We start from the raw sequence: 25,996 nt of genomic DNA, 5'->3' as shown, positions 1-25,996 counted from the left end.
CGGAGATGACGGAAGTTATTGCACGCTGATTCGTAACGCTGCCGCAGTGGCGAACGGACTTAAGGTGGCGCTTCCTGCCAGGAAGGCCCCGAGAATCGCCAGATAGCCGTCAACCGGCAGCAGCATCTGCGCCGCGCCCACGGCGGCGGTTGCAAAAATTAATAAAGGGATCATCAGCGGCAGCACCAGCAGGCTGAGCAATACGCCGCCGCGCCGCAATCCGACGGTCAGTCCGACGCCAATCGCGCCAATAAAACTGAGCGTGGGCGTACCCAACAATAGCGTAAGCGCCAGCACTTGCCACTCCGCAACGGAGAGGCCGAACAGCGTGGCGATAAGCGGCGAAATGATTAACAGCGGTAGCCCGGAAACCACCCAGTGCGCGGCGACTTTCGCCAGCACCACCAGCGAAAGCGGGACTGGCATTAGCATCATCTGCTGCAACGAACCGTCCAGCCAGTCATCACGAAACAGCCGATCCATTGCCAGCAGCGAGGAGAGTAGCGCTGCTACCCAGACGATGCCGGGGGCAATTTGCCGCAGCAACTGCGGCTCCGGGCCAATACTGAGTGGAAACAGCGTGACGATAATCAAGAAAAACCACAGCGGGTTGATAATTTCGGCACAGTTACGAAAGGCAAGACGCAGGTCGCGCCAGAAAATCTGCGTGATCATGCCATAGCCGCCTCATACTCATTGAGCGTAATCGTGCGCAACGGGACGCAGAGAGGCCGTAAAGGTTGATGGGTTGTCAGAATAACTGCGCCGCCATGGACGACATGCTGCTCCAGTCGTGTGGTCAGTTTTTGCACGCCAGCCACGTCCAGCGCAGTAAAAGGTTCATCTAAAATCCAGAACATTGCGCGGCTGAGCCACAGCCTGGCCAGCGCTACGCGCCGCTGCTGCCCGGCAGAAAGCTGAGCCACAGCCACATCTTCAAAACCGACCAGTCCGACCTGCTCCAGCGCTTGCCAGCGCGTCTCAAGCGACGCCTGCGGGTGATAAAAACGCAAATTTTCCTCCGCCGTCAGCCCCCCTTTTACGCCAACCTGATGGCCAAGCCACAACAGTTGACGATGCCAGTCGTCACGCATCCGATGCAGCGGTTTTCCCTGCCACAAAATCTGCCCTTCGCTCGGCGTTGATAATCCGGTTAGTAGCTGTAATAAAGAGGTTTTTCCTGCCCCATTAGGCCCCGATATTTGGACAACTTCGCCGGGTTGAATAGAACATGATAGGCGGCAAAAGAGCAGACGTTCATCCCGCAGGCACGCAATATTTTTTAATTCAAGCATTAGAAGGCGGATCCAGTTCGGGAGCGCAGCGTATTCAAGGATCTACAGTATAGCGAAAGTATGCGTTTCAGTTTGCCAAATATGTTAAAAAATATAAAACGCTCATGATCTGGAACATTATCGTAATATTTATCTCATCACGAATGTTTCATGATTATTAATAATAACTCGCCAATTAAGCGATAGCCGCCATTTTTTCGCCAGCCATCAACCCTGCCAACCCACCCGCACCCTACAAGTGTACAATTAACAGACATAAATGCTGCATATGCATTTTTAATATTAAAACTTAGGAAGGACAGTGCTGATATTAATCTTTTCTCTCCCTGGTTATATGCTACGTTAATACACTTTCAAAAAGCAGGGACAATAAAATGAGTGTTATTTATGTTGTTGTTTTAACCTATATAAAACCGTTGAATGACGTTGATAGCCTACTTCCTGCCCACGTGGATTGGCTGCAAAAAGGCTATGCGGAAGGTTTATTCCTGGCATCAGGCCGCAAAATTCCACGTTCCGGTGGTGTGATATTGGCAAAATGTGATGACGATGAGAAATTAGAACACTATCTGAGTCAGGATCCCTTCCAGCAGGCTGGCGTCGCGAAAGTTGAGTTGATCCCATTTGAAGCGACCATGACGACTGCCGCCTTAAAAGATATTCTGTAATACCGCAAAACAAAGCCCGGTTTCCCGGGCCTTGAAGACGGCGTACTCATCAGTTGTAAGCGTTGAGCGTTCGCTGACAGAGCGCCGAGCGAACGCAATCATCTTTATTGAAACGAACGATCCCAACCATTTCATCTTCTTCGAAACGGGCCAGCGCATCGCTTAGCCCTGAGCGAACGTGGGCGGGTAGATCGCACTGGGTTACATCCCCATTCACAATCACCGTCACATTTTCCCCGAGGCGAGTCAAAAACATCTTCATTTGCGCAGCAGTAACATTCTGAGCCTCGTCAAGAATGACCACGGCATTTTCAAATGTTCGTCCACGCATATAGGCGAACGGCGCGATTTCCACCTTACCAATCTCAGGTCGCAGGCAATATTGCATAAAGGAGGCTCCCAGACGTTTCACCAGCACGTCATACACCGGGCGGAAATAGGGAGCGAACTTCTCGGAAACATCTCCAGGTAAGAAGCCTAGATCTTCATCAGCTTGCAGAACCGGACGGGTTACAATAATCCTGTCCACATCTTTGTGGATCAGCGCCTCTGCTGCTTTTGCCGCGCTGATCCAGGTTTTACCACACCCGGCTTCACCGGTGGCGAAGATCAGCTGTTTACTCTCGATAGCATTCAGGTAGTGCGCCTGAGCCTCATTTCGCGCCGTGATTGGCGTGGCATCGCGACTATCACGCGCCATTCCGATCGCTTCTACGCCGCCCATCTGCACAAGCGAGGTGACCGATTCATCTTCACGTTGCTTATGGCTACGCGAGTCCCGCCTCAGCACCCGTTTTGCTTCGCGACGAGCTTTGATCACTGCTTTTTGTCTTCCCATGGATAGCACCTTGAGTTGTAGGTATACATCACACGCGCCGTTAGCGGCACGATTATGCGCACGAACATCTGAGGGTTGGCTTCCTTGTAAGCCATTGCTTGCTTTTGGATAAGACGCCACCCACGGCTACGCGCACCGTACAGGGCGTCAGTTACAAGGATAAAAAGTGAAAGGGGGAGAGATTTAGCGGTGACGAAGTGGCTACCGGAAGAGAAACGTCCGCGTAAGGTACTGCTGTTACTGTGAAAAACGTGTCCAGTACAGGACTTTTCCATTCGCGATCTCCATAGTGAACAACTATCACCGCCGGGAACTACCGCTGTTACTTATAAGTACATCATAATCTTTCGCTAATGCAACAATATTTTTACTTGCCATTAACTTGATTTTGACTTGTCGCTACAGACAGTCTCTTGCAGAAAGATGACAAAATTATTTCATTCACAGACCGATCATAAAAAATAATTCGTTCATTCATGAAGATGTCAGTAAAAGCCCCGCCGCGCTGCGGGGCATAGATATCAAGCTTCGAGCAGACTCTGTCCGAGATAATGATCTGCGGTTTTGACACCCGGCAACGCAAAGAAGTAACCGCCACCAATTGGTTTGACATACTCCTCAAGCGCTTCACCGTTCAGGCGTTTCTGCACTGTCAGAAAACCTTTTTCCAGATCGTGCTGATAGCAGACGAACAACAGTCCCATATCAAGTTGACCGGAATTGGTCACGCCGAGCGAATAACTATAACCGCGACGCATCATCAGGCTGGACTCGGTCTCCTTCGTACGCGGGTTTGCCAGACGGATATGGCTGTCGAGCGCAATCACCTCACCTTCTGGATCGCTGGCATAGTCAGGCACATCGTGCTCATGCTGCATACCCAGCGGCGCACCGGTGTGTTTATCGCGACCAAAAATCGTTTGCTGTTCTTTCAGCGGCGTGCGATCCCAAAACTCCACGCGGAACTGAATGAGCCGCACGGCCTGATAGCTGCCGCCTTGCGCCCATGCAGGTTCGCCCTGCCCGTCCGTAACCCACACCACGTTTTGCATCAGCTTCGCATCTGTAGCGTCCGGGTTCGCGGTACCGTCCTTAAAGCCAAGCAAGTTGACCGGGGTCTCTTTCCCTTTACTGCGCGCGGCGTGATCGGAAATAAATCCTTCACGTTTCCAGCGAACGCTGAGCAGATCGGGCGTATGTTTGATGATATCGCGCAGCGCGTGGATGACGGTGTCCTGTGTGTTGGCGCAAATCTGCAACAGCAGATCGCCATGGCACAGCGCTGCATCCAGAGAATCATTCGGGAAGCGCGTCATTTTTTGCAGCTTTTTCGGCATCTGCGGTGTCAGACCATAGCGCTCGTCAAACAGCGAGGATCCGACCGACAACGTGATCGTCAAATTGTCTGGTGCGATGTATGCGCCAAGGATACCGGAATCCATCGGCGGTAACCGCGGATTCGGCGTATCCGGCGCAGGCCCACCGGTAGTCAGAAACGCAAAACGACGGGTTAGCAACCGGAACAGACGTTCAAGATCGGCCTTATCGCTGGCGAGAACATCGAACGCCACCAGCATCATGGATGCCTGCTGCGGCGTCAGGATCCCCGCCTGATGTTGGCCATAAAACGGCTGCACTTCACTGCGCGCATCAGGAGACAACGTTCCCGGCGCGCTTTGCGGTTTTTGCGCATGGGCAACCGGGCATCCGCCGGCCAACGCCAGCGCGCCGCCCAAAGCGCCCATCCCTTTCAACAAACGTCGGCGTGAAGGTTCGCTCACGCCGTTTTCATTATCTTGCTGCATAGTGCTTAATCCAGACCCAGAACACCGCGTAATTGAGACAAGTCTTCCGCCAGCGTCGTGATTGGCCCTTTCAGCGCATTGCGATCGGCATCGGTCAGTTTGTCATAGGTTTCAAAACCGTCTTTGGTACGGTACTTGCTCAGAATGGTATCGACTTTTTTGAAGTTCGCATCCACCTTCGCTAACAGTTCAGCATTGGATTTTTGTAACTGAGAACGCAGGAGATCGACAATTTTCTGCGCGCCATCAACGTTGGCCTGGAAATCCCACAGATCGGTATGGCTGTAGCGATCTTCTTCCCCACTGATTTTGCTGGCTGCCACTTCTTCGATCAGCCCTGCCGCGCCACCTACCACTTTAGACGGTGGGAAGGCCAGCTCGCTAATACGCGTTTGCAGGTCAAGGACATCGTGGTTTAACTGGTCGGCATACTTGTCCATCCCTTTGGTGGTATTGTCACCGAACAGCGCTTTTTCCAGACGGTGGAAGCCGGTAAATTTCGGATCGGCAGCTTTTTGTTCGTAATCATCTTCCCGCGCATCAATGCTGCCATCGAGATCGGAGAACAGTTCGGCAATCGGTTCAATACGCTCGTAGTGCTGACGCGTTGGCGCATACAAGGATTTTGCTTTTTCCACATCGCCGGCTTTAATCGCATCGGTGAAGGCTTTGGTACCCGCTACCAGTTGCGCGGTTTCTGCCGTCACGTAGGCTTTGTACTCGGTAATCGCGCCGCCCAGACTCAACAGAGCATCACTGTGCGCGGCATCCGCTGTAGCGCTTCCTTTTACGATCAATTTGCCTTTCGGGTTGGTCAACAAACCACAGGTCATATCATATTCGCCAGGCTGCAGGTTGGCCGTCATTTTCTGGCTAAAGCCCGGCGCAATGTTTTCGCGCTCTTCAACCACCATAACGCCTTTGAGGATCTCCCACTCCAGCGCTTTCTGGCTGTGGTTCTGGATGATGAACTGCGTTTTCCCGGCGTTAACCGTGATCGTCATCGGCTCACACTGTTTATCGTTAACCGTGACTTTCACCTGCGGAATATCGGCGGCTTGTGCAGAAAAAACGGATGCAAACAGCGTGGCAATACCCAACTGCAGCGCACTACGGCGAAAATGAAACGTCATAACATGGTCCTTTGAATAAGTATGTTGTAACTAAAAAGTATTCCGCATCGCGTTTTTTTTAAGGTGCGGTACGCGATGCCGTAGTGCCTGAACGCGGCGGTAGCGCAAAAATAATGAATGCCGGAATCAGGTAGATAAACCAGACAGCCACTTCACTCACGCTTGGCGCCTCCTGATAGCCGAAGATTCCTTCCATCAACGTGCCAAACAGCGAGTGCGTCGAAAGTACGCTGCTTATGTCAAACGCCACATCCTGAAAATGATTCCATAACCCGGCTTCGTGGAAGGCGCGGATGGCTCCAGCAGCGAGTCCGGCGGCCACCAGCAAAATGAACAGACTGGTCCACTTGAAGAATGCCCCGAGATTGAGACGAATACCGCCGAGGTAAATCAGGTAACCCAGTACCACCGCGGTGGCCAGCCCCAGCATCGCGCCCAGCGGCGGCCAGATGCCGACATCCTGCTGAAACGCCGCCAGCAGGAAGAACACCGACTCCAGCCCCTCGCGGGCGACGGCAAAAAAGACCATCATCACCAGCGCCCAGCCGTGATGGTTGCCGCGCTGTAACGCGTTATCGACAGCCTGTTCAAGCTGGACTTTGACATTACGTGAAACTTTACGCATCCAGAACACCATCCAGGTGAGGATCACCACGGCAATGACCGCCACGATGCCTTCGAACAGCTCCTGCTCTTTTTGCGGAAATTCCCCGGTGGTTTCGTTGATGAAAATCCCTAACGCCAGGCATAACGCCGCCGCCAGCAGCACACCAATCCACATCACACCAATCCAACGACCACGCTGAGTCCGTTTCAGGTAGCTGGCAATCAGGCTGACAATCAGCGCGGCCTCTAACCCTTCGCGCAACATAATTAGAAATGGAACAAACATGCGAAGAACCCTTAAACGTTATTCTCAGTCAATTGATGCAAAGAAAAGTAAATTACAGTGATAGTGATTATCATTACAGGAAAGAAAAACTCAAGCAGAATGTTTTGAGAATGATGACTGAATGTAAAAGGTTAGGCAGGTAATGGTTATAGCGAGCTTGCAGCGTAGGTAATAAAAGCCCCCCACATGCGTCAATGTCATTAAGTTAACGCCTCTATATCAGAAAGCATCAACCTGTATTCGCGAAGGTAATGAACATGCTATTTCAGGGAAAGGATTCCGTTCACCTCATGTACATCGTTTCTCTGAAACACCGATTCCTGTGAACGTGTAAAGGGCGTTCTCCGCCACGCCCTTTACAATCCCGGCTCCCGGCGGGAAAATTGCCGCTCCGCGGTNCCCTCCGYTTATTCCTYCAGGCKACCGGGCCGGGCGCGAGGTAGCGTCCCTGYAAAGCGCGCCCTGAGCCAGCATCCATGCTGGCTCTCCCKGCCTTACGGAAACACGTCGGCAATTTTCAGCCGGACCAGCCACACCTGACCTCCTGTGTTTTTATTTGAATATGTTGAACAGCAAAAAAGATTTTACTGAAARTCAGAGCGTTGAAGCGATGACCCCGGTCCGGCTGAAAATCGATGAGGCGTTGACGGCTGACCGGGTCTGTCCGCAGGGATGCGGACAGAGGGGACGGCCTRCAGGGACRCAGGCTCGGCCCCGACCCGACAGGCAGACGGCATAAGACGAATAGCTCGCGYAGCGACGATTTTCCCGCCGGGAGCCTGGGATGCAAGGGAGGCGGCGGTGAGCCTCCCTTGCACGTTCACAGGTATAGCGATATCAGAGAAGCAATGCACATAAGGTGAACGGAAACTAATTCAGGGTAAAACGTTCTCCATACATGCTTAACCGAACGATATTGCGCACGCGGCGGGCCTGAGGACAAAGGTAGATTATTCTGCCTGTAAACGAGACGGCGGCGCGGAGTGATAATGCGCGTCAGCCTCGGCAAAACGTTGCTGCATTGCGGTTGATGGCGCTTTACCCAACAGACTAAAGACGACAATACCGATGCTGCCGAAAATAAAGCCAGGGATGATTTCATACAGACCCAGCCAGGCAAACTGCTTCCAGACGATTACCGTCACCGCGCCGATGATCATCCCTGCCAGCGCGCCGTTGCGGGTCATGCGCGACCACATTACCGAGAACAGAACCACCGGACCAAACGCCGCGCCAAAGCCTGCCCAGGCGTAGCTTACCAGACCCAGTACACGGTTCTCCGGGTTGGCCGCCAGCGCGATGGACACCAGGGCCACAACCAGCACCATGATACGACCAATCCACACCAGCTCTTTCTGGCTGGCATTTTTACGCAGGAACGCTTTGTACAAATCTTCGGTGATTGCGCTGGAACACACCAGCAACTGGCAGCTCAGGGTCGACATCACCGCCGCGAGGATCGCAGACAGCAGAATACCGGCAATCCACGGGTTGAACAGGATTTGCGCCAGTTCAATAAACACACGCTCAGCGTTCTGGTTAACGGCACCTGCCAGCGACGGGTTGTTATTAAAGTAAGCGATACCGAAGAAACCAACGGCTACTGCGCCGCCCAGACACAGGATCATCCAGGTCATGCTAATACGACGTGCATGCACAATACTATGGTGAGAATCTGCCGCCATAAAGCGCGCCAGAATATGCGGCTGGCCAAAGTAGCCCAGGCCCCAGCCCATCAGAGAAATGATGGCAACAAAATTCAGCCCTTTGAACATGTCTACGTTCTCAATGCTCTTTTGTTTAATCACTTCCAGCGAATCATCGAATCCACCCACGCCGATAATGACCATGACCGGCGTCAGGATCAGAGCAAAGATCATCAGGCTGGCCTGAACGGTATCAGTCCAGCTTACCGCCAGAAAACCACCGATAAAGGTATAAATGATCGTCGCAGCCGCCCCCGCCCACAGTGCTGTTTCGTAGCTCATGCCAAAGGTGCTTTCAAACAGACGCGCCCCTGCCACAATCCCTGAAGCACAATAGATGGTGAAAAACAGCAGAATAACCAGCGCGGAGATAATCCGCAGAATGCGGCTTTTATCTTCAAAGCGACCGGTAAAGTAATCCGGTAACGTCAGCGCATTGTTATTGTATTCGGTGTGTACGCGTAAACGTCCGGCCACCAGCTTCCAGTTGATCCATGCGCCCAAAATAAGGCCGATGGCGATCCAGCTTTCTGAAATCCCCGACAGGAAAATCGCGCCTGGCAGCCCCATCAGCAACCAGCCACTCATATCGGATGCGCCAGCGGATAACGCGGTCACGAATGGACCCAGACTGCGTCCACCCAGAATGTAATCGTCAAAGTTTTTGGTTGAACGCCATGCAATAAACCCTATCAATATCATGCCGAAAATATAGACACAGAATGTCACTAACATCGGTGTGCTAATAGCCATCAAAACTCTCCAAAATTATGTATCAGCAATGCCGTGGCTTGCCGTTTTATTACCCTGCCGGAACGTGGCAAAGATATCTATGTTTACCAGGCGACCGTATCCTGCCGGAAGCGATGGTCATTCACAATCGATTTAACACACCATTTACATCAAAATTGATCCAGAGTAGATAGCATTTTTCTGTAGGTTGCACTCCCTCACACTTTTCTTGGTTGCACCTTTGAAAAGTGTTAACTACCGCAGAGAAAAAGATTCCGTAATTTTTATTCGCCCTGTCACGAACACCAACTTTATTAACATTTCATTCATTTTCAAGCTTGCAAACCACGTCACATTTAACACGGTTGCACAAAGTTGCAACATAGTGGATATTTCTCGGTAACTATCAGACCCGTATTTCAGTACAACAGGAGTAAACGGCATGGGAACCACCACGATGGGGGTTAAGCTGGATGACGCCACTCGCGAGCGTATTAAAACAGCCGCATCACGAATCGATCGCACACCGCATTGGCTGATTAAACAAGCCATCTTTAATTATCTTGAAAGACTGGAAAATGACGATGCGCTTCCTGAACTGCCGGCACTGCTGGCAGGCGCGGCGAATGAGGGCGAGGAGTCAACCACGCCGCAGAATGAAGCGCATCAGCCTTTCCTGGAATTTGCCGAACAAATTCTGCCGCAGTCCGTTTCCCGTGCGGCAATCACCGCCGCGTACCGCCGCGCCGAAACCGACGCCGTGCCAATGCTGATGGAGCAGGCACGTCTGCCGCAACCCATCGCCGAGCAGGCGCATAAGCTGGCGTACGATCTGGCCGACAAATTGCGTAACCAGAAGACCGCCAGCGGTCGCGCCGGAATGGTACAAGGTTTATTGCAGGAGTTCTCCCTTTCTTCGCAGGAAGGCGTGGCGCTGATGTGTCTGGCCGAAGCCCTGCTGCGTATTCCCGATAAGGCAACCCGCGATGCGTTGATCCGCGACAAAATCAGCAACGGTAACTGGCAGTCGCACATTGGGCGTAGCCCGTCTCTGTTCGTTAACGCGGCGACCTGGGGACTGTTGTTTACCGGTCGTCTGGTTTCTACGCATAACGAAGCCAGCCTCTCCCGCTCGCTCAACCGTATTATCGGCAAGAGCGGCGAACCTTTAGTGCGTAAAGGCGTCGACATGGCGATGCGCCTGATGGGCGAACAGTTCGTCACCGGAGAAACCATCGCCGAAGCGCTGGCTAACGCACGTAAACTGGAAGAAAAAGGTTTCCGCTACTCCTACGACATGCTGGGCGAAGCGGCGCTAACCGCCGCTGATGCTCAGGCTTATCTGGTTTCTTACCAGCAGGCGATCCACGCCATTGGTAAAGCGTCTAATGGACGCGGCATTTATGAAGGGCCCGGTATCTCTATTAAGCTGTCGGCGCTGCACCCGCGCTATAGCCGCGCGCAATATGACCGCGTGATGGATGAACTCTATCCGCGCCTGAAATCGTTGACACTGCTGGCCCGTCAGTACGACATCGGTATTAATATCGACGCCGAAGAGGCTGACCGACTGGAGATCTCCCTCGATCTGCTGGAAAAACTGTGCTTCGAACCCGAACTGGCGGGCTGGAACGGTATCGGCTTTGTTATCCAGGCCTACCAGAAGCGCTGCCCATTTGTTATCGACTATCTGATCGATCTCGCCACCCGCAGTCGCCGCCGCCTGATGATCCGTCTGGTTAAAGGCGCATACTGGGATAGCGAAATCAAACGTGCGCAAATGGACGGTCTGGAAGGCTATCCGGTTTATACCCGTAAGGTGTATACCGACGTTTCCTATCTGGCCTGTGCGAAAAAACTGCTGGCCGTACCGAATCTGATCTACCCGCAGTTCGCCACCCATAACGCCCACACGCTGGCGGCGATTTATCAGTTAGCGGGGCAAAACTATTATCCTGGTCAGTATGAGTTCCAGTGCCTGCACGGTATGGGCGAACCCCTGTACGAGCAGGTCACGGGCAAAGTCGCGGATGGCAAACTGAACCGTCCATGCCGTATTTATGCGCCGGTAGGTACACACGAAACCCTGCTGGCGTACCTGGTGCGTCGTCTGCTGGAAAACGGCGCCAACACCTCGTTCGTCAACCGCATTGCTGACACCACCTTGCCGCTGGACGAACTGGTTGCTGATCCGGTCGAAGCCGTGGAAAAACTGGCGCAACAGGAAGGCCAGACAGGTTTACCGCATCCGAAGATTCCCCTACCGCGCGACCTGTACGGTAAAGGCCGGGAAAACTCAGGCGGACTGGATTTGGCTAACGAACATCGTCTGGCCTCGCTGTCCTCTGCCCTGCTCAATAGCGCGCTGCAAAAATGGCATGCCAAACCGATTCTCGAGCAGCCGGTTGCTGACGGTGAAATGACGCCGGTCGTTAACCCGGCCGAGCCAAAAGACATTGTCGGCTACGTGCGTGAAGCGACTCACAGCGAAGTGGAACAGGCATTACAAAACGCCGTTAATAATGCGCCAATCTGGTTTGCGACGCCGCCACAAGAGCGCGCCGCTATTTTGCATCGCGCTGCCGTTCTGATGGAAGGCCAGATGCAGCAATTAATTGGCATTCTGGTACGCGAAGCGGGTAAAACCTTCAGCAACGCCATTGCAGAAGTGCGCGAAGCGGTAGACTTCTTGCACTATTATGCAGGCCAGGTGCGCGATGACTTCGATAATGAAACCCACCGTCCGTTAGGCCCGGTAGTTTGTATCAGCCCGTGGAACTTCCCGCTGGCTATTTTCAGCGGACAGATTGCCGCCGCGCTGGCCGCAGGCAACAGCGTACTGGCAAAACCAGCGGAACAAACCCCGCTGATTGCCGCCCAGGGTATCGCTATTTTACTCGAAGCGGGCGTACCGCCGGGCGTGGTACAACTATTGCCAGGCCAGGGCGAAACCGTCGGGGCGCAGCTCACTTCCGATGAGCGCGTACGCGGCGTGATGTTTACCGGCTCGACGGAAGTCGCCACGCTGTTGCAACGCAATATCGCGACCCGCCTTGATGCTCAGGGCCGTCCAATCCCACTTATCGCCGAAACCGGTGGCATGAACGCGATGATCGTCGACTCCTCAGCGTTAACGGAACAGGTGGTGGTCGACGTGTTGGCTTCTGCTTTTGACAGTGCCGGACAGCGCTGCTCCGCGCTGCGCGTCCTGTGTCTGCAGGATGATATTGCCGACCACACGCTGAAAATGCTGCGCGGGGCGATGGCGGAATGCCGCATGGGTAATCCGGGTCGCCTGACTACCGATATTGGGCCGGTTATCGATAAAGAAGCCAAAGCCAATATTGAGCGCCATATTCAGGCCATGCGCGCCAAAGGACGTCCGGTATTCCAGGCCGTGCGTGAGAACAGTGACGATGCGCGGGAATGGCAAACCGGTACCTTTATCGCTCCGACGCTTATCGAGCTGGAAAGCTTCGATGAATTACAAAAAGAGGTGTTCGGTCCGGTACTGCATGTCGTGCGTTACACCCGTAACAATCTGGGCAGCCTGATTGAACAAATTAATGCCTCCGGCTACGGCCTGACGCTGGGCGTCCACACCCGTATCGATGAAACCATCGCTCAGGTCACGGGATCTGCACATGTGGGGAACCTGTACGTTAACCGTAATATGGTTGGCGCCGTCGTCGGGGTGCAGCCATTCGGTGGCGAAGGCTTGTCAGGAACCGGACCAAAAGCAGGTGGACCGCTGTACCTGTACCGCCTGCTGGCTAACCGCCCGGAGAATGCGCTGGGCATTACGCTTGCCCGTCAGGATGCAGACTATCCTGTCGATGCGCAGCTCAAAGCGGCTCTTGTTCAACCGCTGGAAGCACTCACCGAATGGGCCGCCGATCGTCCGTCGCTGCGTGCGCTTTGCCAGCACTTTGGTGAACTGGCGCAGGCCGGAACACAACGTCTGCTGCCAGGACCAACCGGCGAGCGCAATACCTGGACGCTGTTACCGCGCGAGCGCGTACTGTGTATCGCTGATGACGAGCAGGATGCGCTGGTGCAGGTTGCCGCTGTGACTTCGGTGGGAAGCTTGATCCTGTGGCCGGATGATGCGTTCCATCGTGAACTGGCAAAACGTCTGCCAGTTGCAGTCTCCGGGCGAATTCAGTTTGCCAAAGCGGACAACATCGCCACGCAGCCGTTTGATGCCGTGATTTTCCATGGCGATTCCGATCAGCTTCGCGCGCTGTGTGAAGCGGTGGCGGCCCGTGAAGGAGCGATTGTGTCGGTTCAGGGCTTTGCCCGCGGCGAAAGCAATATCCTGCTTGAAAGGCTGTATATTGAACGCTCCCTGAGCGTCAATACCGCCGCCGCCGGAGGCAACGCCAGCCTGATGACAATCGGCTAAGGTTGTGGTTAATTAAGGCTCCGGTAACGGGGCCTTTTTTATAAAGTCAGAGGGAAACATGAAACGAATTTTACTGACATGTGCAGCGCTGCTGCTGAGCGGCCAGGCGCTGGCAGATGACTGCGCCAACGCGAATAATCAAGCTGAAATGAACACCTGTGCGGCAGAGCAGTTTAAAGCGGCCGACGCCAAACTTAATGAAACGTATCAGAATGCGCTAAAGCGCGCCGCCCCGACCCAGCGCGATTTACTGAAAAAAGCGCAAACTTCGTGGATAACCCTGCGCGATGCAGACTGTGCGTTAATCAGTTCCGGTACCGAAGGCGGAAGCGCCCAGGCGATGATTTCTAGCCAGTGTTTAACGGATAAGACCAACGAGCGCGAAGCGTTTCTCGCCTCGCTTTTACAGTGTGAAGAAGGCGATTTAAGCTGTCCGCTACCGCCTGCCAGCTAACGCACGCGGATCCCTTCGATAATCATCCGCTGTACGCTCTCAACGGTCTGGTTAAAAAAGGCTTCATCACGCAGCGTTGCGCCCGTTACCGCCTCTACCTGTGGGGCAAAGTCTGCATAATGCTGTGTTGAAGCCCAAATCATGAAAATCAGATGGTGCGGATCGACAGGAGCCAGTTTCCCACTGCTGACCCATCCGGCAATCAACGCCGATTTCTCATCAATCAGCGTTTTAAGATCGCCCGTTAATTCAGCCATCAACAATGGCGCGCCCGCCAGCATCTCCATGCAGAATAACCGGGACGCCTGCGGGTAATCGCGCGACACTTCCAGCTTCAGGCGAATATATTCCTTAATGGCCACCAGCGGCGCAAAGTCTTCGCGAAACGCCTTTAGCGGTGCCAGCCAGATGTCGAGGATTTGCCGTAAAACGGCAATATAGAGCACCTCTTTTGACGGGTAATAATAGAGCAGATTCGTTTTTGACACCCCCGCCTGCTCTGCCACCTGTTCCAGACGCGTACCGTGGATCCCATATTGGGAAAAGATATTTAATGCCGCGGTTAAAATAGCCTGACGTTTTGCACTGACGGCCTGCGAGCGTTTACCGTTTTTTTTCTCTGCGCGTTGGACCATGCGCCCTCTCCTTCTTGTGAGGGCGTCAGCATACCAAATCACACGGTGAATGGTTAAATTAAAGCGATTCAGGAGGCGCCGCCTGCGGCTGCGCTTTTTTCTTCTTGAACTTCAGTTCGCTGACCAGCACGCCAACAATAATGAATGCTGCGCCTAACAAAGCCAGTAGCGGTAGGCGTTCACCCGCCAGACGACCAAAGATCCCCGCCCACACCGGCTCTCCGGTGTAGATGACCGTCGCCCGCGTCGGCGAAACGCTGCGCTGCGCCCAGTTCATGGTGACCTGAATAATCGCGCTAAATATTCCTAATCCCAGCGCGACCACCAGCAATCCTGTCGACATCGGCGGTACAGCCTCTCCTGCCGGGGCCATGGCAATAAACGCCGCCACAGAAGCGGTTGCCAGTTGCACCACCGTTACCCGACGCACATCTACTTTTCCCGCCCACGCGCTAATCAGAATAATTTCTGCCGCAATGGCCACCGCGCCCGCGAGCGTGATCCACTCACCTTCACCCAGCGCCAGTAAATTTCCCCCCGGTCCGGCAAGAAAAATCAACCCGATAAAGGCCAGTACAATCCCGACACACGGCATCAGGCCAGGCATACGCCCCAGGCACAGCCATTGCAACAGCGGCACCAGCGGTACGTACATCGCGGTAATAAACGCCGATTTACTGCTGGGAATAAACTGCAAGCCCCAGGTTTGCAGGCTATAGCCCAGCGCTATCGCAATGCCAATTGCCACGCCAGCTTTAAACTCCAGCCAGGTCAGCTTATGCAGCGTTCGCCACGACAGAAGCGCAACGGCCAGCGCGGCAGTAGCAAAACGCACACCGACAAAGAAAAAGGGCCCGCTCAGAGTAACGGCATATTGCACCGCCAAAAACGTTCCACCCCAGAACATGGTGATCACAATGAGGATCGCCTCCTGAGGTTTAACCGAAAAGGAATAACGAGAAAGTAAAGACATGAGACACCCGATTAACAGAATGTCATTAGTCTGCGTTGCGTTTTGTTACAGTTCAACCTTGCTGACAAAAAAACCGCCGGATGATCCCGGCGGCGGTGGCTTCGTGACGGCTAAGATGAAACACGAGACCGTCACGACATAACTAACAGGCAATGCAATAATTACGATTTATTGTTGCCGTGGCTATTTTTGCCCCCTTTCTTGCCTGCTTCTGAAGCGCGTTGCGGGTCATTCTTGAAGTTGCCCCCGCTGTGCTGGCCACCTTTTCGACCTGCTTCTGATGCTCTTTCGCGGTCTTCCGCAAAGTTACCGGAACCGCCTCGATGGTTTGCCATTACTGACCTCCGTCATTGATTAGACATCATATTGCATAGGTACTGAGGAGTGATACCTCAACGCAGCGTCTGGGCGAGGCCCTTGTTTTCACTGCGTGGAATTAAGCTTAGCGAAGACCGGCCTGTTGACCAGCAAACTGTAATATCCTGCAACAGGATCCGCTGCATGATCAAAATAATAACAAGAAGAAATCAATAAGCCTTTCTTATGACTGCCAAATTTCGCACGGTTAAATATGTATCATTTTGCAACAAAAGAGGATGTTATAAAAATTGTTATAAATCAAAGAAGTGTTTGTGAAATTTGCACTCCTGACAGTACGTCATATCTTTATAGGTAGGTAGCGAATCGCTACGGACACGGTTAACTCGAGGAGTAGTGTAAAATGGCAAAAGTTCTGGTGCTTTATTATTCCATGTACGGACACATTGAAACTATGGCCCATGCAGTTGCAGAAGGCGCAAATAAGGTAGACGGCGCGGAAGTCATCATTAAGCGTGTACCGGAAACCATGCAGCCTGAGATTTTCCTCAAGGCGGGCGGTAAAACACAAAATGCACCAGTCGCCACCCCGCAAGAACTGGCTGATTACGACGCCATCATTTTTGGTACCCCCACACGCTTTGGCAATATGTCCGGCCAGATGCGTACTTTCCTTGACCAGACCGGCGGGCTGTGGGCTTCCGGCGCGCTGTACGGCAAACTCGCCAGCGTATTCAGCTCAACGGGGACCGGCGGCGGTCAGGAACAAACCATTACCTCAACCTGGACGACGCTTGCCCATCATGGGATGGTGATTGTGCCGATCGGCTACGCAGCGCAAGAGCTGTTTGATGTCTCACAGGTTCGCGGCGGTACGCCTTACGGCGCAACCACTATCGCCGGAGGCGACGGCTCCCGTCAGCCAAGTCAGGAAGAGTTGTCTATCGCCCGCTATCAGGGTGAATATGTCGCAGGTCTGGCAGTAAAACTCAACGGCTAATCTTCAACAGGAGGATTCGAATGCCAACTCAAGAAGCGAAAGCCCATCACGTCGGTGAATGGGCAAGTCTGCGCAATACATCGCCGGAAATAGCCGAAGCCATTTTTGAAGTCGCGCATTATGACGAGAAACTGGCGGAAAAAATTTGGGAAGAAGGTAGCGATGAGGTGCTCATCAAAGCCTTTGAGAAAACAGACAAAGATTCGCTCTTTTGGGGTGAACAGACTATCGAACGCAAAAACGTCTAGCGCTCTGACTCCCCCGCTCGCACGGGGGAGTTTTTCTTTTACTTCGCCGCCTCATTCAACACGCTATCGAACTTATCGATTGGGCAAAAGCCGTTCGCATCTACCGGACACCCTTTCAGCTCCAGCGTCACACGCTGCGCCGGGGATTTCAGCGTCAGGACATCCGCATTACGCAACTGCTGCGAGCTTTGATAGACATATTCGATTTTCATCAGATCACGATTCGCCTTGCTGTCATGCCAGCGCTGGAAGACAATCTTCCCGCCGATCGGCGTACGCTCGTTCTGGTCGTGAAGCTGATACGGTTTGAAATCCAGCGCGGTGAGCAGCGAAGCAATGTTTGAGTCATGCCCCACCAGCACGGTTATTTTCGGTGCTTTCATGCGTTCGGTGACCAGCGCATTATCAATATATTTCACCAGCGGTTTGGCGACGTTCTGCGCCACTTCCGGCGAGGTGAACAGGCTGTCCTGATAGCCATTTTTCAGCTTCGACAGCACCTTCCACTGTTGATCGGACTTAATTTCCCCCCAGGCGACCTGGTCCATCGGGAATCCTTCGTAATATTGCAGCGTGAAAGCATCGACCAGCGAGTTCCCCACCTTTAATGGTCCTGACACCCCCGGCTCCTGCTGGTATTTGGCGCTGAACGTATCTTTGGCGTCGGTCAGGGAACACTGCTGTTTTTCTTTGCAGGATGGCGAGTCTTTGTAGTCTGTCATTTGCTCAAGCAATTGATAGCTGTCGCTGAGCTGCATTTTGCTGCGCTCTTTTTCCATCGCCTGGACAGCCTGCTGGCTGAAGGCGGCAGAATCATCGGTGATCACCGGGTTAAAGGTGGGATCCATAGTGCCCATTTTTTCCTGATGATGAACTGGAACATCGCACCCCGGGAATGCGCCGGTGACAAAGAACTGCGCCGTAGCAACCGTACGCTGTAGGCTATTCGCATAGGTATAGACCGTGTCCGGAGCCGGACATTCGCCCGTTTTTACCATCCCTTGCTCTGCCAGCCACTCACGCATGTAGTGACCCATATAGACTTCCAGCACGCCGCCTTTGGTGGTGAGTTGCCCGCCAGGAACATCCCATTCCGGCCATTGTTTAGGTGTGGACTGCTCAAGAACGCTGCCGTTATTGGCTAAAGGTGCACGTAAGTTATGCCGACTCATCATCAATACTTGCTGAAGCTGGTAGCCTTCCGGCGCGGTCTGCGCGTACGCAGCGCCTGACACTAATACAGCCCCTGCCACGGCTGCGGCGATTAACGATTTATTCATCCCTACGACCTCTTGTTGTTATCAATCACAACAGAGTGTGACAGAAACAGGACATTTTTCCGGGAACGCTTTCGCAAAACAGGGCATCTACCGTGTTGTTTTAATACCGAACTCGCTATTGAGTTTACGGATCCCTGGTGGGGTAAAGGTGACATGGCGACTACCGGTCTGCGTTTTAATCCACTTTTGTTCGGTAAACCAACGTAACAGCGTTGCGCCAAGCACGCCGCCAGGATGGTAACGTCGCTCACTCCAGTCCAGACAACCACAGGTTAATTTCCGCCGTGACGAGCCGGTAAAGAGGACGATCCCCATTTCCGTCAGTTTTTCCTGCCCGAGTTCAGTTAGCGTTTCACCATCCGGCGTTAACCACTGACGGGAAACGAACGTATCAAACAGTCTCACCGCCACTTCTCCGGCGAGATGGTCGTAGCAGGTGCGGGCATGCCGCAAACTTAGGGGCGTGGTGATTTTTCGAGGGGGAGATGTCGCCCACGCCACCCCCATCAGTCGTTCCAGCAGTTCAGCAATCTCCGCGCTTGCGAGGCGAAAATAACGATGTCTTCCCTGAGCGAGCGCCACCACAAAATGTTGTTCGCACAAACGCGCCAGATGCGCGCTGGCGGTCGAAGCGGATACATCCGCTACGGCGCTAAGTTCGGTCGCGGTCCAGGCGCGGCCATCCATCAGCGCACACAGCATACGCGAGCGCGATTTATCGGCCATGACTGCCGCAGTGAGCGCCATGCGCGACTCCAGCTCGCCCTCTTCTTCCTTTAACATTACGGATGCCATAGTGACCTCGTTGGCGCTAAATATCTGAATTAACGATGCCATGAAAACGCGCGAAAGTCACCGAAGGGTCACACCGCACGCACCATCATCTCCACACCCAGTCCAAGCAAACACAACAGAAAACAGCGTTTAAACACCAGCGGAGATATAACCCGTCGCACACGAGTCCCCATCCACTGACCAATCAGCGCAGGCACAATGGCCAACGCCGATAAGCTCAGCGACTGTGCGGGCAGCGCATTGTGCCACCACAGTCCGAGCGCCAGCGCCAGCGTTGAAAATGTGAAAGAGATCCCCAGCGCCTGCACCAGTTCATCTTTCTCAAAACCCAGGGATTGGATCCAGGGCACCGCAGGCATCACAAATACGCCGGTTCCGCCGGTCAGCAAGCCGGTAACGAATCCAACAACAAGGGAGTATGGTTTTTCACGGTGCGCGGCCACCGCGATCGTCTTACCCGCCAACGTCCAGATGGCGTAAGCCACCAGCGCTACGCCGAGCGCAAACTGGGTACGGGCCGTGTCGCCGCCGGTAATCCAGGCGCTGGCAAGCAGGGTCGCCACCACTACCGTCAACAGCATTGGCCACAGCCGTTTGAGCAATCTGCGTGTATTACCGCCGCCGCCAAACTGAAACAAATTACTAATAAGCGAGGGTAAGAGCAGCATTGCCGCCGCGGCAACCGGCGAAATAAGCGATCCGAGGATCCCCATCGCCACGGTGGGTAACCCCATACCGGTGACCCCTTTCACCATGCCGGCGAGGACAAATGTGGCGGCAATCATCATTACCAGAGAAGGTCCAAACGCTACAGAACTCGTCATGTTGCACTTTCCTGCAAAGAGAAGGTGACTCATTCTGAACATCAATCACTCTGCTTGCTTCGCCAGACAACGAAATATGTCCTCCCGTTTTAGCGGCGGCACCATAAAAAATGCCGGGTTTCCCCGGCACGAATATTAGAACGTTTTCGCCCACCACAACCGAAGCTTCATGCCCCAGTAGCTGGTCCAGCCGCTGGTTGTAGACACCACCCGGCCTTGCGACATTACCACCAGCGTGGGCGTGACGCTGATTGCCCAACTGCGGGAAATTGCCCCGTTTGCATCATTGATGACCGGAAAGTCCACGCCTTTTCGCGACAGCCAGCGGGATACCTCAGCTTCATTGCCGGAGCGTAGCGCAATGGTCATCACGTTTTCCCCTTGCGAACGTAGCCTGGCGACTTCCGGCGTCGTGAAGCGACACACGCCGCACCAGCTGGCCCAGAAATAGAGCAATACTGGCTCGTGTTGACTCAGCGCCGCCAGCGTGACGGTTTCACCATCCAGCGTTTGTAAAGGTGTGCTGTCAAAAGAGGCAGGGAGCTGCGGGGCACGCCAGGCATCCATCAGCAACATCACACCGGCCAACAACGCCAGTAAGATCACCCCTTCGCGCAGCCAGCGGCGCAGCTTACTGACCATTGGCCGCCGCCAGTTTTTCTTTTACGACGTCCTCAAGCGTTTCCCATGGTACTGCGCCCGGAATGAGTTCATCGCCAATAATCGTTGCAGGGGTACCTTGCACCCCGACCAGTCGCGCCAGTTGCAGATTCGTACTCAGCGTTTCAGCGCTTTGCGCGTCCAGCGTCACCGGAGTGGCACCCGCTTTTTCCTGGGCCTGCTTGATACTCACGTCAGTATGATAGCCCTTCTTCTGCATCAGCTTTTCATGCAGCGCCAGAAACTGCTGCGGATGCTGATGCCAGGTGGTCAGCACGGTCCGCGCCGCCAGTTCCGAACTTTTCCCTTTAAATGGCAGCGGTTTAATGACCACCGCCACGTCAGGGTATTTCTGCACAATTTTCTCCAGCATCGGATCGAGCTGTTTGCAGTATGGACAGTTGTAATCGGTAAAGTTTATCAGCGTCAGTTTCGCCTGCTTTGCACCAATTCGTGGACTGTTAGGATCGTTAAACAGGGCTTCCTGGATAAGCGCTTCGATTTGCTTTTCCTGTTCCGGGGTAAATGGCGCAGGCTCTTTCGCCACGCTGACGGCGGAAAACAGGCTTAACAACAGAACAATCATCATCTTCATGGGGTGACTCCTTTAGCATCATTCAACATTTGCAGTACCGCATCGCGGGTTAACAACGTTGGCAACGCCTGACCTTCCGGCAGACCGGGGCCATAAATTTGGTTATACGGCACAGCAACCTGGCCGCGTTTTTTCAAAAATTCGGTGATGGCTTCAGAAGGGAGGGTCCAGTCACCACGCAGCGCCACAACATCCGGCTGCTGCAGCGCGGCCTGGACGTCATCTTTATGCAAAACGTTGTATTTATTTACCTTACAGGTAATACACCAGTCCGCCGTGACGTCAATAAACACACGCTTGTGTTGCGCCAGCGCCTCTTCAATCGCCTGCTCGCTAAGCGGTTGCCAGTTCACGCTCTCTTTAGCGCTACTTTGCCCTGCCAGCCCTAAATGCGGGAGCAGCAATGTCGCCAGCCAGATAGCCGAACCCAGCATCATCACGCCAAGCAAACGCCGCAGGATATTCATCCAGCGCCCCGGTCGCGGCAGGCGCAGCGCCAGACCGGGACGCAGGGCCACCAGCAGCCACGGCAGGCTCATCCCCAGACCTAGCGCGATAAACAGTCCCCACAGCGTCGGCAATGAGGCCGTCAGCGCCACCGCCACAGCCGTGCCCAGAAACGGGGCGCTGCATGGCGTGGCAAGCAGGGTCGCAAATGCGCCTTGCCAGAAATGTCCCGCCAGGCCGTTGCCGCCATGAGTCGCCAGCGTGGTAGTCATCGCCGAAGGCAAGCGGAATTCAAACCACCCAAACAGGCTGGCGCTGAACGTCAGCATCACCAGTACCATGACACCGATGAACCACGGATTCTGGAACTGGATCCCCCAGCCAAGCGCCTGATTGGTTAACCGCAGCACCGTCATCAATAGCGCCAGCGCCATAAAGGAGACCAGTATTCCGGCTACCGATGCGAGGAATTGACGGCGAATCTGGCGGCGGCTTTTTTCCTCAACCAGTAAAATCGAACCCAGCTTCATACCCAGCACCGGTAACACGCAGGGCATCAGGTTGAGAATCAACCCGCCCAGTAACGCCATTAGCGCCACCTGCCACAGCGGAAGCGAAGCGTTATCGATGGCTGGCGCTTCGCCAATCGCAAGACGGCTTTCCTGCGCCACGCCATTATCAGCCAAAACCAGCGTGACCGACTTACCGCGCAGATCCGGCGCGCCTTCCCCCCAGCCATCATGGACAGGTACCGTGGCGCGTAGCGTTTCCCCGTCAACCTGGATTTGCGGCATACCAAAATCCGCATCATCTACGGCATCCAGATACAGCCCTGGCGCAGTCCAGCCTCCGGCGCGCTGCGCCTCAACGACCAGTTCTCCAGCACGCGCCCCGGCATGAAGAGAATCAGTCAGGCCACTGGCGAGCGGGATCTGCCCCATCGCCTGAGCATAGTCATGCGCAAAAGTCGGATCCTCGGCGGTGGGCGTCACGGAAAAAGGAAAATCCGTCAACAGGCAAACGTTGCTACAGGTGGATAGTGTCAACACGCCGCTAAGCGTGGCGGGCGATCTGCCGCGCACCATCATCGGGAACGTCACCCGATCGTGATACCCCTGGGTGGTGATATTGGCGACCTCAAAACGCGCAGGGGTTGGCCAGAACCAGTCGACCGTCGGCATTTCGCCCTTCCAGGCGATAGACGGCGCAACGCCCCCCTCCCCCGGCGAACGCCAGTAGGTTTTCCAGCCATCCTCCAGATTAACATCCAGCAGCAGACGGGTTTCACCGGCGGCTGAGGTATCGGCGCGTAATCGCACGCTGGCGTGATCGTTATCGGGTGAACGTAGCCAGCCGGGGTCAGCCGCCCAGGATACGGGCAGCCAGAGTAATAACAGACAGAGCAGCGCCTGCCTGAAAACAGTCATCATAGTTTTTCTCCGTGAATAATTATCTAACAGTCAGCAACGGCTGTTCTGTCATTCACGGAAGACGCAAAATCGGAGATGTACCCTGAGAGTGGGCGGCGAGATGGCTCGCGGTGGGAAAAAAGGTAAACGAAACGCCCGCACTGGCGCCAGTAGCGACAGCAGCAGACACAGCGCCAGAATAATGCCCTCAAACAGTACCGGCGGCGCAGCCAGTAACGACTTCGCGCTCAGTTCACAAGGGGTAACCGGGGCAGCCTCATCAGGTTGCGCTTGTTCGCTTGTGACAACGCTTGTGACAACGGTGTTCATCTGCAACGCGTGCAGGCCCGCCATGCGTTGCGCGGTGCAAACCATCACCACAACACATGCCAGACAGAGGAACCACCATCCCAGCCGTTGACGTTTCGCCATTCTACCCTCACTGATTGATGCGGGTTATCTTAACCACTCGCCAGGTTTTAGCAACCTTTGCGCTGTAAAGTTATGTCCTGTTATTTGAAGGTCATACACGCCCTCGCGCAATAGAAACACTATATGTGAAATGATTATTCATCATATTTTCAGCATTACTTATTACAATATAACATTGCGGATTAAATACCCCCTTAAAATGTTACGCCAGTTATTATTCATTATTTATAAAGGGTACCCGATAATATTTAACACCAGCAGAAAAAAGACACTTCGAATGTACTGCCATGTATTGATGCGTAAATGAAAGTAAGGTTCAGCACATTTTCAATGTGAGTATCGTATTATAGCGTAACGTAATGGACACCCGTTCATTTCAAGAACAACATGTTTAATAAATGTTATTTAGAGTATATGGAAATGAAAAAATATTTATTACCCCTGATTGGATTACTTTTCACAGTTAGCGCTCAGGCGGCAACATTTACCGACGGCAAAGAATTTATTTCACTGGAAAAACCTGTCGCTACAGCACCGGCGGCGCTGAAGTTTTTCTCGTTTTACTGCCCTTCATGCTATCAATATGATGAAGTGTTTAAAGTGACTGATAACGTGAAAAAAGTTCTGCCTGATGATGTCAAACTCACCGAGTATCACGTCGATTTTTTAGGCCCTTTGGGGCAAGACATGACGCATGCCTGGTCCGTCGCCATTCTCCTGAACGTGGAGGACAAAGTGAAACCATTGCTTTTTGATGCCGTGCAGAAAAAACAAACGATTAAGACAGCAGACGATATTCGTAACGTATTTATCAACGCCGGCGTCAGTGCCAGCGATTATGATGCTGCGTGGAATAGCTTTGCCGTGAAATCACTCACCGCCAAACAACAGGAAATGGCTAAAGCTGTGGATTTAAAAGGTGTACCTGCCATTTTTATTAACGGTAAATATATGATCAATCCGAAGGGACTGAAATCAGATGACCTTAATTCTTTCGTACAGAACTATGCAGACACGGTCCGCTTCCTGATGACCAAATCCTGATATTTCGCTAATCCGACTATTCGCACCACACAACAGACGCCACCACCTTGCAACGCGCTGTTGGTGGTGCGACGCCAGCATCGTTTATACCGATATCCTTTCTTCCCGGTTGGCATTCGCCGTTATCAGGATTACCCTAAACTTAGCGGTGACACCTTTTGTCAGGGTTCACCTTCTGCAAGTGTTGATTTACACGAGAGAACGCTATGGAATTAAAGGATTATTACGCCATTATGGGCGTGAAACCGACAGACGATCTCAAGACAATCAAGACCGCCTATCGTCGACTCGCCCGTAAATACCATCCTGATGTCAGCAAAGAGCCTGACGCAGAGGCCCGGTTCAAAGAGGTCGCTGAAGCCTGGGAAGTACTGAGTGATGAACAGCGACGCGCCGAGTACGACCAGTTGTGGCAGCACCGCAACGACCCTCAGTTCAACCGTCAATTCCAGCAAGGAGAGAATCAAAACTACAGCGCCGAAGATTTCGACGATATTTTCTCCTCCATTTTTGGTCAGCATGCACACCACACGCGACAGCGCCATGCCAGCCGCGGACATGATATTGAAATTGAAGTTGCCGTATTCCTCGAAGAAACGCTCACTGAACACAGCCGCACGATCAGTTACAACCTGCCGGTTTACAATGCCTTCGGCATGGTTGAACGAGAAATTCCCAAAACACTGAACGTGAAAATCCCGGCAGGCGTGGGCAACGGTCAGCGTATCCGTTTGAAAGGCCAGGGTACCCCTGGTGAAAACGGAGGGCCGAACGGTGATTTGTGGTTGGTGATTCATATCGCACCGCACCCACTGTTTGATATCGTCAATCAGGATCTGGAAGTTGTCGTTCCCGTAGCGCCGTGGGAAGCTGCTTTGGGCGCGAAAGTGACCGTACCTACGCTGAAAGAAAGCATCCTGTTAACCATCCCTGCGGGCAGTCAGGCCGGGCAGCGGTTACGCATTAAAGGCAAAGGTCTGGTGAGTAAAAAACATACCGGCGATTTGTACGCGGTGATCAAAATCGTGATGCCGCCGAAACCTGACGACAACACAGCCACCCTGTGGCAACAGCTGGCAGATGCACAAAAGACCTTTGATCCGCGCAAAGAGTGGGGAAAGCATAATGGCTAACGTCACTGTCACCTTTAGCATTACCGAATTTTGTCTGTACACCGGTGTATCAGAAGAGGAACTGCATGAGATTGTCGGCTTAGGGGTGATTGAACCCCATGAAGACGAGACCTTTGACGATCATGCCCTGACCGTAATGCGACGCGCAATGCGCCTGCGCCAGGAGCTGGAGCTTGACTGGCCGGGAATCGCCGTTGCGCTGACATTGTTAGAAGAGAACGCGCAGTTGCGTCAGGAAAACCGTGTGTTGCGCCAACGCCTGTCTCGCTTTATCA

At 53.5% G+C, this 25,996-nt stretch carries 26 protein-coding genes; 8 read left to right on the top strand and 18 right to left on the bottom strand.

The features are described 5' to 3' along the window. Window positions 1-15: 15 nt before the first annotated feature. Window positions 16-675 carry a heme exporter protein CcmB gene (gene ccmB / locus JSN25_RS13525; RefSeq protein ID WP_069323296.1) on the bottom strand — a complete coding sequence of 220 codons (660 nt, stop codon included), beginning with the start codon at window positions 673-675 and terminating at the stop codon, window positions 16-18. Further along, window positions 672-1,295 carry a cytochrome c biogenesis heme-transporting ATPase CcmA gene (ccmA, locus tag JSN25_RS13520; RefSeq protein WP_121528865.1) on the bottom strand — a complete coding sequence of 208 codons (624 nt, stop codon included), beginning with the start codon at window positions 1,293-1,295 and terminating at the stop codon, window positions 672-674. Before ccmA ends, ccmB begins: the two co-directional genes overlap by 4 nt. A 374-nt stretch (window positions 1,296-1,669) precedes the next feature. Between ccmA and JSN25_RS13515 the strand changes: the two genes are divergently transcribed. Beyond that, window positions 1,670-1,963: a YciI family protein gene (locus JSN25_RS13515; RefSeq protein ID WP_121528864.1), complete on the top strand. Its 294-nt coding sequence runs from the start codon at window positions 1,670-1,672 to the stop codon at window positions 1,961-1,963. 49 nt (window positions 1,964-2,012) lie between these two features. Here the strand turns inward: JSN25_RS13515 and phoH are convergent, their stop codons facing one another. The 6 genes from phoH to putP form a co-directional block, all read right to left on the bottom strand. Then, on the bottom strand, window positions 2,013-2,801 hold the full coding sequence (phoH, locus tag JSN25_RS13510; protein ID WP_006685183.1) for a phosphate starvation-inducible protein PhoH: 789 nt from the start codon (window positions 2,799-2,801) through the stop codon (window positions 2,013-2,015). Then, on the bottom strand, window positions 2,780-3,076 hold the full coding sequence (locus JSN25_RS13505) for a hypothetical protein (protein ID WP_170973269.1): 297 nt from the start codon (window positions 3,074-3,076) through the stop codon (window positions 2,780-2,782). Before JSN25_RS13505 ends, phoH begins: the two co-directional genes overlap by 22 nt. Window positions 3,077-3,322: 246 nt before the next feature. Continuing rightward, window positions 3,323-4,606 carry an iron uptake transporter deferrochelatase/peroxidase subunit gene (gene efeB, locus JSN25_RS13500; protein WP_087856992.1) on the bottom strand — a complete coding sequence of 428 codons (1,284 nt, stop codon included), beginning with the start codon at window positions 4,604-4,606 and terminating at the stop codon, window positions 3,323-3,325. Window positions 4,607-4,611: 5 nt separating this feature from the next. Further along, on the bottom strand, window positions 4,612-5,739 hold the full coding sequence (gene efeO, locus JSN25_RS13495) for an iron uptake system protein EfeO (RefSeq protein WP_121528863.1): 1,128 nt from the start codon (window positions 5,737-5,739) through the stop codon (window positions 4,612-4,614). A gap of 58 nt (window positions 5,740-5,797) precedes the next feature. Next, window positions 5,798-6,631, bottom strand: coding sequence for an iron uptake transporter permease EfeU (gene efeU, locus JSN25_RS13490; RefSeq protein ID WP_137347912.1), 834 nt, complete (start codon window positions 6,629-6,631; stop codon window positions 5,798-5,800). Between the two features lie 950 nt (window positions 6,632-7,581). Further along, complete coding sequence (putP, locus tag JSN25_RS13485) at window positions 7,582-9,090, bottom strand: sodium/proline symporter PutP (protein ID WP_038639556.1); 1,509 nt, start codon at window positions 9,088-9,090, stop codon at window positions 7,582-7,584. A gap of 421 nt (window positions 9,091-9,511) precedes the next feature. Here putP and putA point away from each other — a divergent pair, with 421 nt between their 5' ends. After that, window positions 9,512-13,474, top strand: coding sequence for a trifunctional transcriptional regulator/proline dehydrogenase/L-glutamate gamma-semialdehyde dehydrogenase (gene putA, locus JSN25_RS13480; RefSeq protein WP_204525024.1), 3,963 nt, complete (start codon window positions 9,512-9,514; stop codon window positions 13,472-13,474). Between the two features lie 58 nt (window positions 13,475-13,532). Then, window positions 13,533-13,928, top strand: coding sequence for a lysozyme inhibitor LprI family protein (locus JSN25_RS13475; RefSeq protein WP_085048551.1), 396 nt, complete (start codon window positions 13,533-13,535; stop codon window positions 13,926-13,928). Here the strand turns inward: JSN25_RS13475 and rutR are convergent. From rutR to JSN25_RS13460, 3 genes are all read right to left on the bottom strand, one after another. Beyond that, window positions 13,925-14,563, bottom strand: a complete 639-nt coding sequence (gene rutR / locus JSN25_RS13470; RefSeq protein ID WP_038639547.1) for an HTH-type transcriptional regulator RutR — start codon at window positions 14,561-14,563, stop codon at window positions 13,925-13,927. The genes JSN25_RS13475 and rutR overlap by 4 nt on opposite strands. Before the next feature lie 58 nt (window positions 14,564-14,621). Continuing rightward, complete coding sequence (locus JSN25_RS13465; protein ID WP_110498406.1) at window positions 14,622-15,536, bottom strand: DMT family transporter; 915 nt, start codon at window positions 15,534-15,536, stop codon at window positions 14,622-14,624. A gap of 161 nt (window positions 15,537-15,697) precedes the next feature. Beyond that, window positions 15,698-15,871, bottom strand: coding sequence for a con-10 family general stress protein (locus tag JSN25_RS13460; protein ID WP_003036022.1), 174 nt, complete (start codon window positions 15,869-15,871; stop codon window positions 15,698-15,700). A gap of 386 nt (window positions 15,872-16,257) precedes the next feature. Between JSN25_RS13460 and wrbA the strand changes: the two genes are divergently transcribed. Both wrbA and JSN25_RS13450 read left to right on the top strand, forming a co-directional pair. After that, window positions 16,258-16,854, top strand: a complete 597-nt coding sequence (gene wrbA / locus JSN25_RS13455; protein ID WP_003036019.1) for an NAD(P)H:quinone oxidoreductase — start codon at window positions 16,258-16,260, stop codon at window positions 16,852-16,854. 20 nt (window positions 16,855-16,874) lie between these two features. Next, entirely contained in the window at window positions 16,875-17,102 is a 228-nt protein-coding gene (locus JSN25_RS13450) for a YccJ family protein (protein ID WP_038639537.1), read from the top strand. 38 nt (window positions 17,103-17,140) lie between these two features. On the opposite strand, the gene agp is transcribed toward JSN25_RS13450, so the two are convergent. From agp to JSN25_RS13415, 7 genes are all read right to left on the bottom strand, one after another. Next, window positions 17,141-18,382 carry a bifunctional glucose-1-phosphatase/inositol phosphatase gene (gene agp / locus JSN25_RS13445; RefSeq protein WP_038639533.1) on the bottom strand — a complete coding sequence of 414 codons (1,242 nt, stop codon included), beginning with the start codon at window positions 18,380-18,382 and terminating at the stop codon, window positions 17,141-17,143. A gap of 87 nt (window positions 18,383-18,469) precedes the next feature. Further along, window positions 18,470-19,177, bottom strand: coding sequence for an ArsR/SmtB family transcription factor (locus JSN25_RS13440; protein WP_204525023.1), 708 nt, complete (start codon window positions 19,175-19,177; stop codon window positions 18,470-18,472). 68 nt (window positions 19,178-19,245) lie between these two features. Continuing rightward, the gene (locus JSN25_RS13435) at window positions 19,246-20,001 is read right to left on the bottom strand and encodes a sulfite exporter TauE/SafE family protein (protein ID WP_137347916.1); all 756 of its coding nucleotides are present in this window, start codon (window positions 19,999-20,001) and stop codon (window positions 19,246-19,248) included. A 135-nt stretch (window positions 20,002-20,136) separates the two neighbouring features. Then, window positions 20,137-20,643: a protein disulfide oxidoreductase gene (locus JSN25_RS13430; RefSeq protein WP_087857510.1), complete on the bottom strand. Its 507-nt coding sequence runs from the start codon at window positions 20,641-20,643 to the stop codon at window positions 20,137-20,139. Continuing rightward, a complete protein-coding gene (locus JSN25_RS13425; protein WP_069323285.1) occupies window positions 20,633-21,256 on the bottom strand; it encodes a DsbA family protein in 624 nt (207 codons plus the stop codon). Before JSN25_RS13425 ends, JSN25_RS13430 begins: the two co-directional genes overlap by 11 nt. Then, window positions 21,253-23,133, bottom strand: coding sequence for a protein-disulfide reductase DsbD family protein (locus tag JSN25_RS13420; RefSeq protein ID WP_204525022.1), 1,881 nt, complete (start codon window positions 23,131-23,133; stop codon window positions 21,253-21,255). The genes JSN25_RS13425 and JSN25_RS13420 overlap by 4 nt, the downstream gene beginning before the upstream one ends. Before the next feature lie 48 nt (window positions 23,134-23,181). Next, window positions 23,182-23,544 (bottom strand): copper resistance protein, encoded by a 363-nt coding sequence (locus tag JSN25_RS13415; protein ID WP_204525021.1) that lies wholly within the window; start codon window positions 23,542-23,544, stop codon window positions 23,182-23,184. Window positions 23,545-23,964: 420 nt separating this feature from the next. On the opposite strand from JSN25_RS13415, the gene dsbA reads away from it, so the two are divergent. The 3 genes from dsbA to cbpM all read left to right on the top strand — a co-directional run. Then, the gene (gene dsbA, locus JSN25_RS13410; RefSeq protein ID WP_204525724.1) at window positions 23,965-24,588 is read left to right on the top strand and encodes a thiol:disulfide interchange protein DsbA; all 624 of its coding nucleotides are present in this window, start codon (window positions 23,965-23,967) and stop codon (window positions 24,586-24,588) included. Window positions 24,589-24,794: 206 nt separating this feature from the next. Next, a complete protein-coding gene (gene cbpA, locus JSN25_RS13405) occupies window positions 24,795-25,721 on the top strand; it encodes a curved DNA-binding protein (RefSeq protein WP_038639512.1) in 927 nt (308 codons plus the stop codon). Continuing rightward, window positions 25,714-25,996, top strand: a 283-nt coding sequence (gene cbpM, locus JSN25_RS13400) for a chaperone modulator CbpM (protein WP_204525020.1), incomplete at its 3' end; no start/stop codon positions are given. The genes cbpA and cbpM, both read left to right, overlap by 8 nt.

The sequence above is a fragment of the Citrobacter cronae genome (assembly GCF_016893685.1).
GTDB lineage: Bacteria > Pseudomonadota > Gammaproteobacteria > Enterobacterales > Enterobacteriaceae > Citrobacter > Citrobacter werkmanii.
The sequence above is the reverse complement of the archived record's forward strand: the minus strand, read 5'-3'. Positions and strand labels throughout refer to the sequence as shown.

Coding starts and splice junctions, on each gene's coding strand:
- ccmB (WP_069323296.1), bottom strand. CDS start 675: ATGATCACGCAGATTTTCTGGCGCGACCTGCGTCTTGCCTTTCGTAAC.
- ccmA (WP_121528865.1), bottom strand. CDS start 1,295: ATGCTTGAATTAAAAAATATTGCGTGCCTGCGGGATGAACGTCTGCTC.
- JSN25_RS13515 (WP_121528864.1), top strand. CDS start 1,670: ATGAGTGTTATTTATGTTGTTGTTTTAACCTATATAAAACCGTTGAAT.
- phoH (WP_006685183.1), bottom strand. CDS start 2,801: ATGGGAAGACAAAAAGCAGTGATCAAAGCTCGTCGCGAAGCAAAACGG.
- JSN25_RS13505 (WP_170973269.1), bottom strand. CDS start 3,076: ATGGAAAAGTCCTGTACTGGACACGTTTTTCACAGTAACAGCAGTACC.
- efeB (WP_087856992.1), bottom strand. CDS start 4,606: ATGCAGCAAGATAATGAAAACGGCGTGAGCGAACCTTCACGCCGACGT.
- efeO (WP_121528863.1), bottom strand. CDS start 5,739: ATGACGTTTCATTTTCGCCGTAGTGCGCTGCAGTTGGGTATTGCCACG.
- efeU (WP_137347912.1), bottom strand. CDS start 6,631: ATGTTTGTTCCATTTCTAATTATGTTGCGCGAAGGGTTAGAGGCCGCG.
- putP (WP_038639556.1), bottom strand. CDS start 9,090: ATGGCTATTAGCACACCGATGTTAGTGACATTCTGTGTCTATATTTTC.
- putA (WP_204525024.1), top strand. CDS start 9,512: ATGGGAACCACCACGATGGGGGTTAAGCTGGATGACGCCACTCGCGAG.
- JSN25_RS13475 (WP_085048551.1), top strand. CDS start 13,533: ATGAAACGAATTTTACTGACATGTGCAGCGCTGCTGCTGAGCGGCCAG.
- rutR (WP_038639547.1), bottom strand. CDS start 14,563: ATGGTCCAACGCGCAGAGAAAAAAAACGGTAAACGCTCGCAGGCCGTC.
- JSN25_RS13465 (WP_110498406.1), bottom strand. CDS start 15,536: ATGTCTTTACTTTCTCGTTATTCCTTTTCGGTTAAACCTCAGGAGGCG.
- JSN25_RS13460 (WP_003036022.1), bottom strand. CDS start 15,871: ATGGCAAACCATCGAGGCGGTTCCGGTAACTTTGCGGAAGACCGCGAA.
- wrbA (WP_003036019.1), top strand. CDS start 16,258: ATGGCAAAAGTTCTGGTGCTTTATTATTCCATGTACGGACACATTGAA.
- JSN25_RS13450 (WP_038639537.1), top strand. CDS start 16,875: ATGCCAACTCAAGAAGCGAAAGCCCATCACGTCGGTGAATGGGCAAGT.
- agp (WP_038639533.1), bottom strand. CDS start 18,382: ATGAATAAATCGTTAATCGCCGCAGCCGTGGCAGGGGCTGTATTAGTG.
- JSN25_RS13440 (WP_204525023.1), bottom strand. CDS start 19,177: ATGGCATCCGTAATGTTAAAGGAAGAAGAGGGCGAGCTGGAGTCGCGC.
- JSN25_RS13435 (WP_137347916.1), bottom strand. CDS start 20,001: ATGACGAGTTCTGTAGCGTTTGGACCTTCTCTGGTAATGATGATTGCC.
- JSN25_RS13430 (WP_087857510.1), bottom strand. CDS start 20,643: ATGGTCAGTAAGCTGCGCCGCTGGCTGCGCGAAGGGGTGATCTTACTG.
- JSN25_RS13425 (WP_069323285.1), bottom strand. CDS start 21,256: ATGAAGATGATGATTGTTCTGTTGTTAAGCCTGTTTTCCGCCGTCAGC.
- JSN25_RS13420 (WP_204525022.1), bottom strand. CDS start 23,133: ATGATGACTGTTTTCAGGCAGGCGCTGCTCTGTCTGTTATTACTCTGG.
- JSN25_RS13415 (WP_204525021.1), bottom strand. CDS start 23,544: ATGGCGAAACGTCAACGGCTGGGATGGTGGTTCCTCTGTCTGGCATGT.
- dsbA (WP_204525724.1), top strand. CDS start 23,965: ATGAAAAAATATTTATTACCCCTGATTGGATTACTTTTCACAGTTAGC.
- cbpA (WP_038639512.1), top strand. CDS start 24,795: ATGGAATTAAAGGATTATTACGCCATTATGGGCGTGAAACCGACAGAC.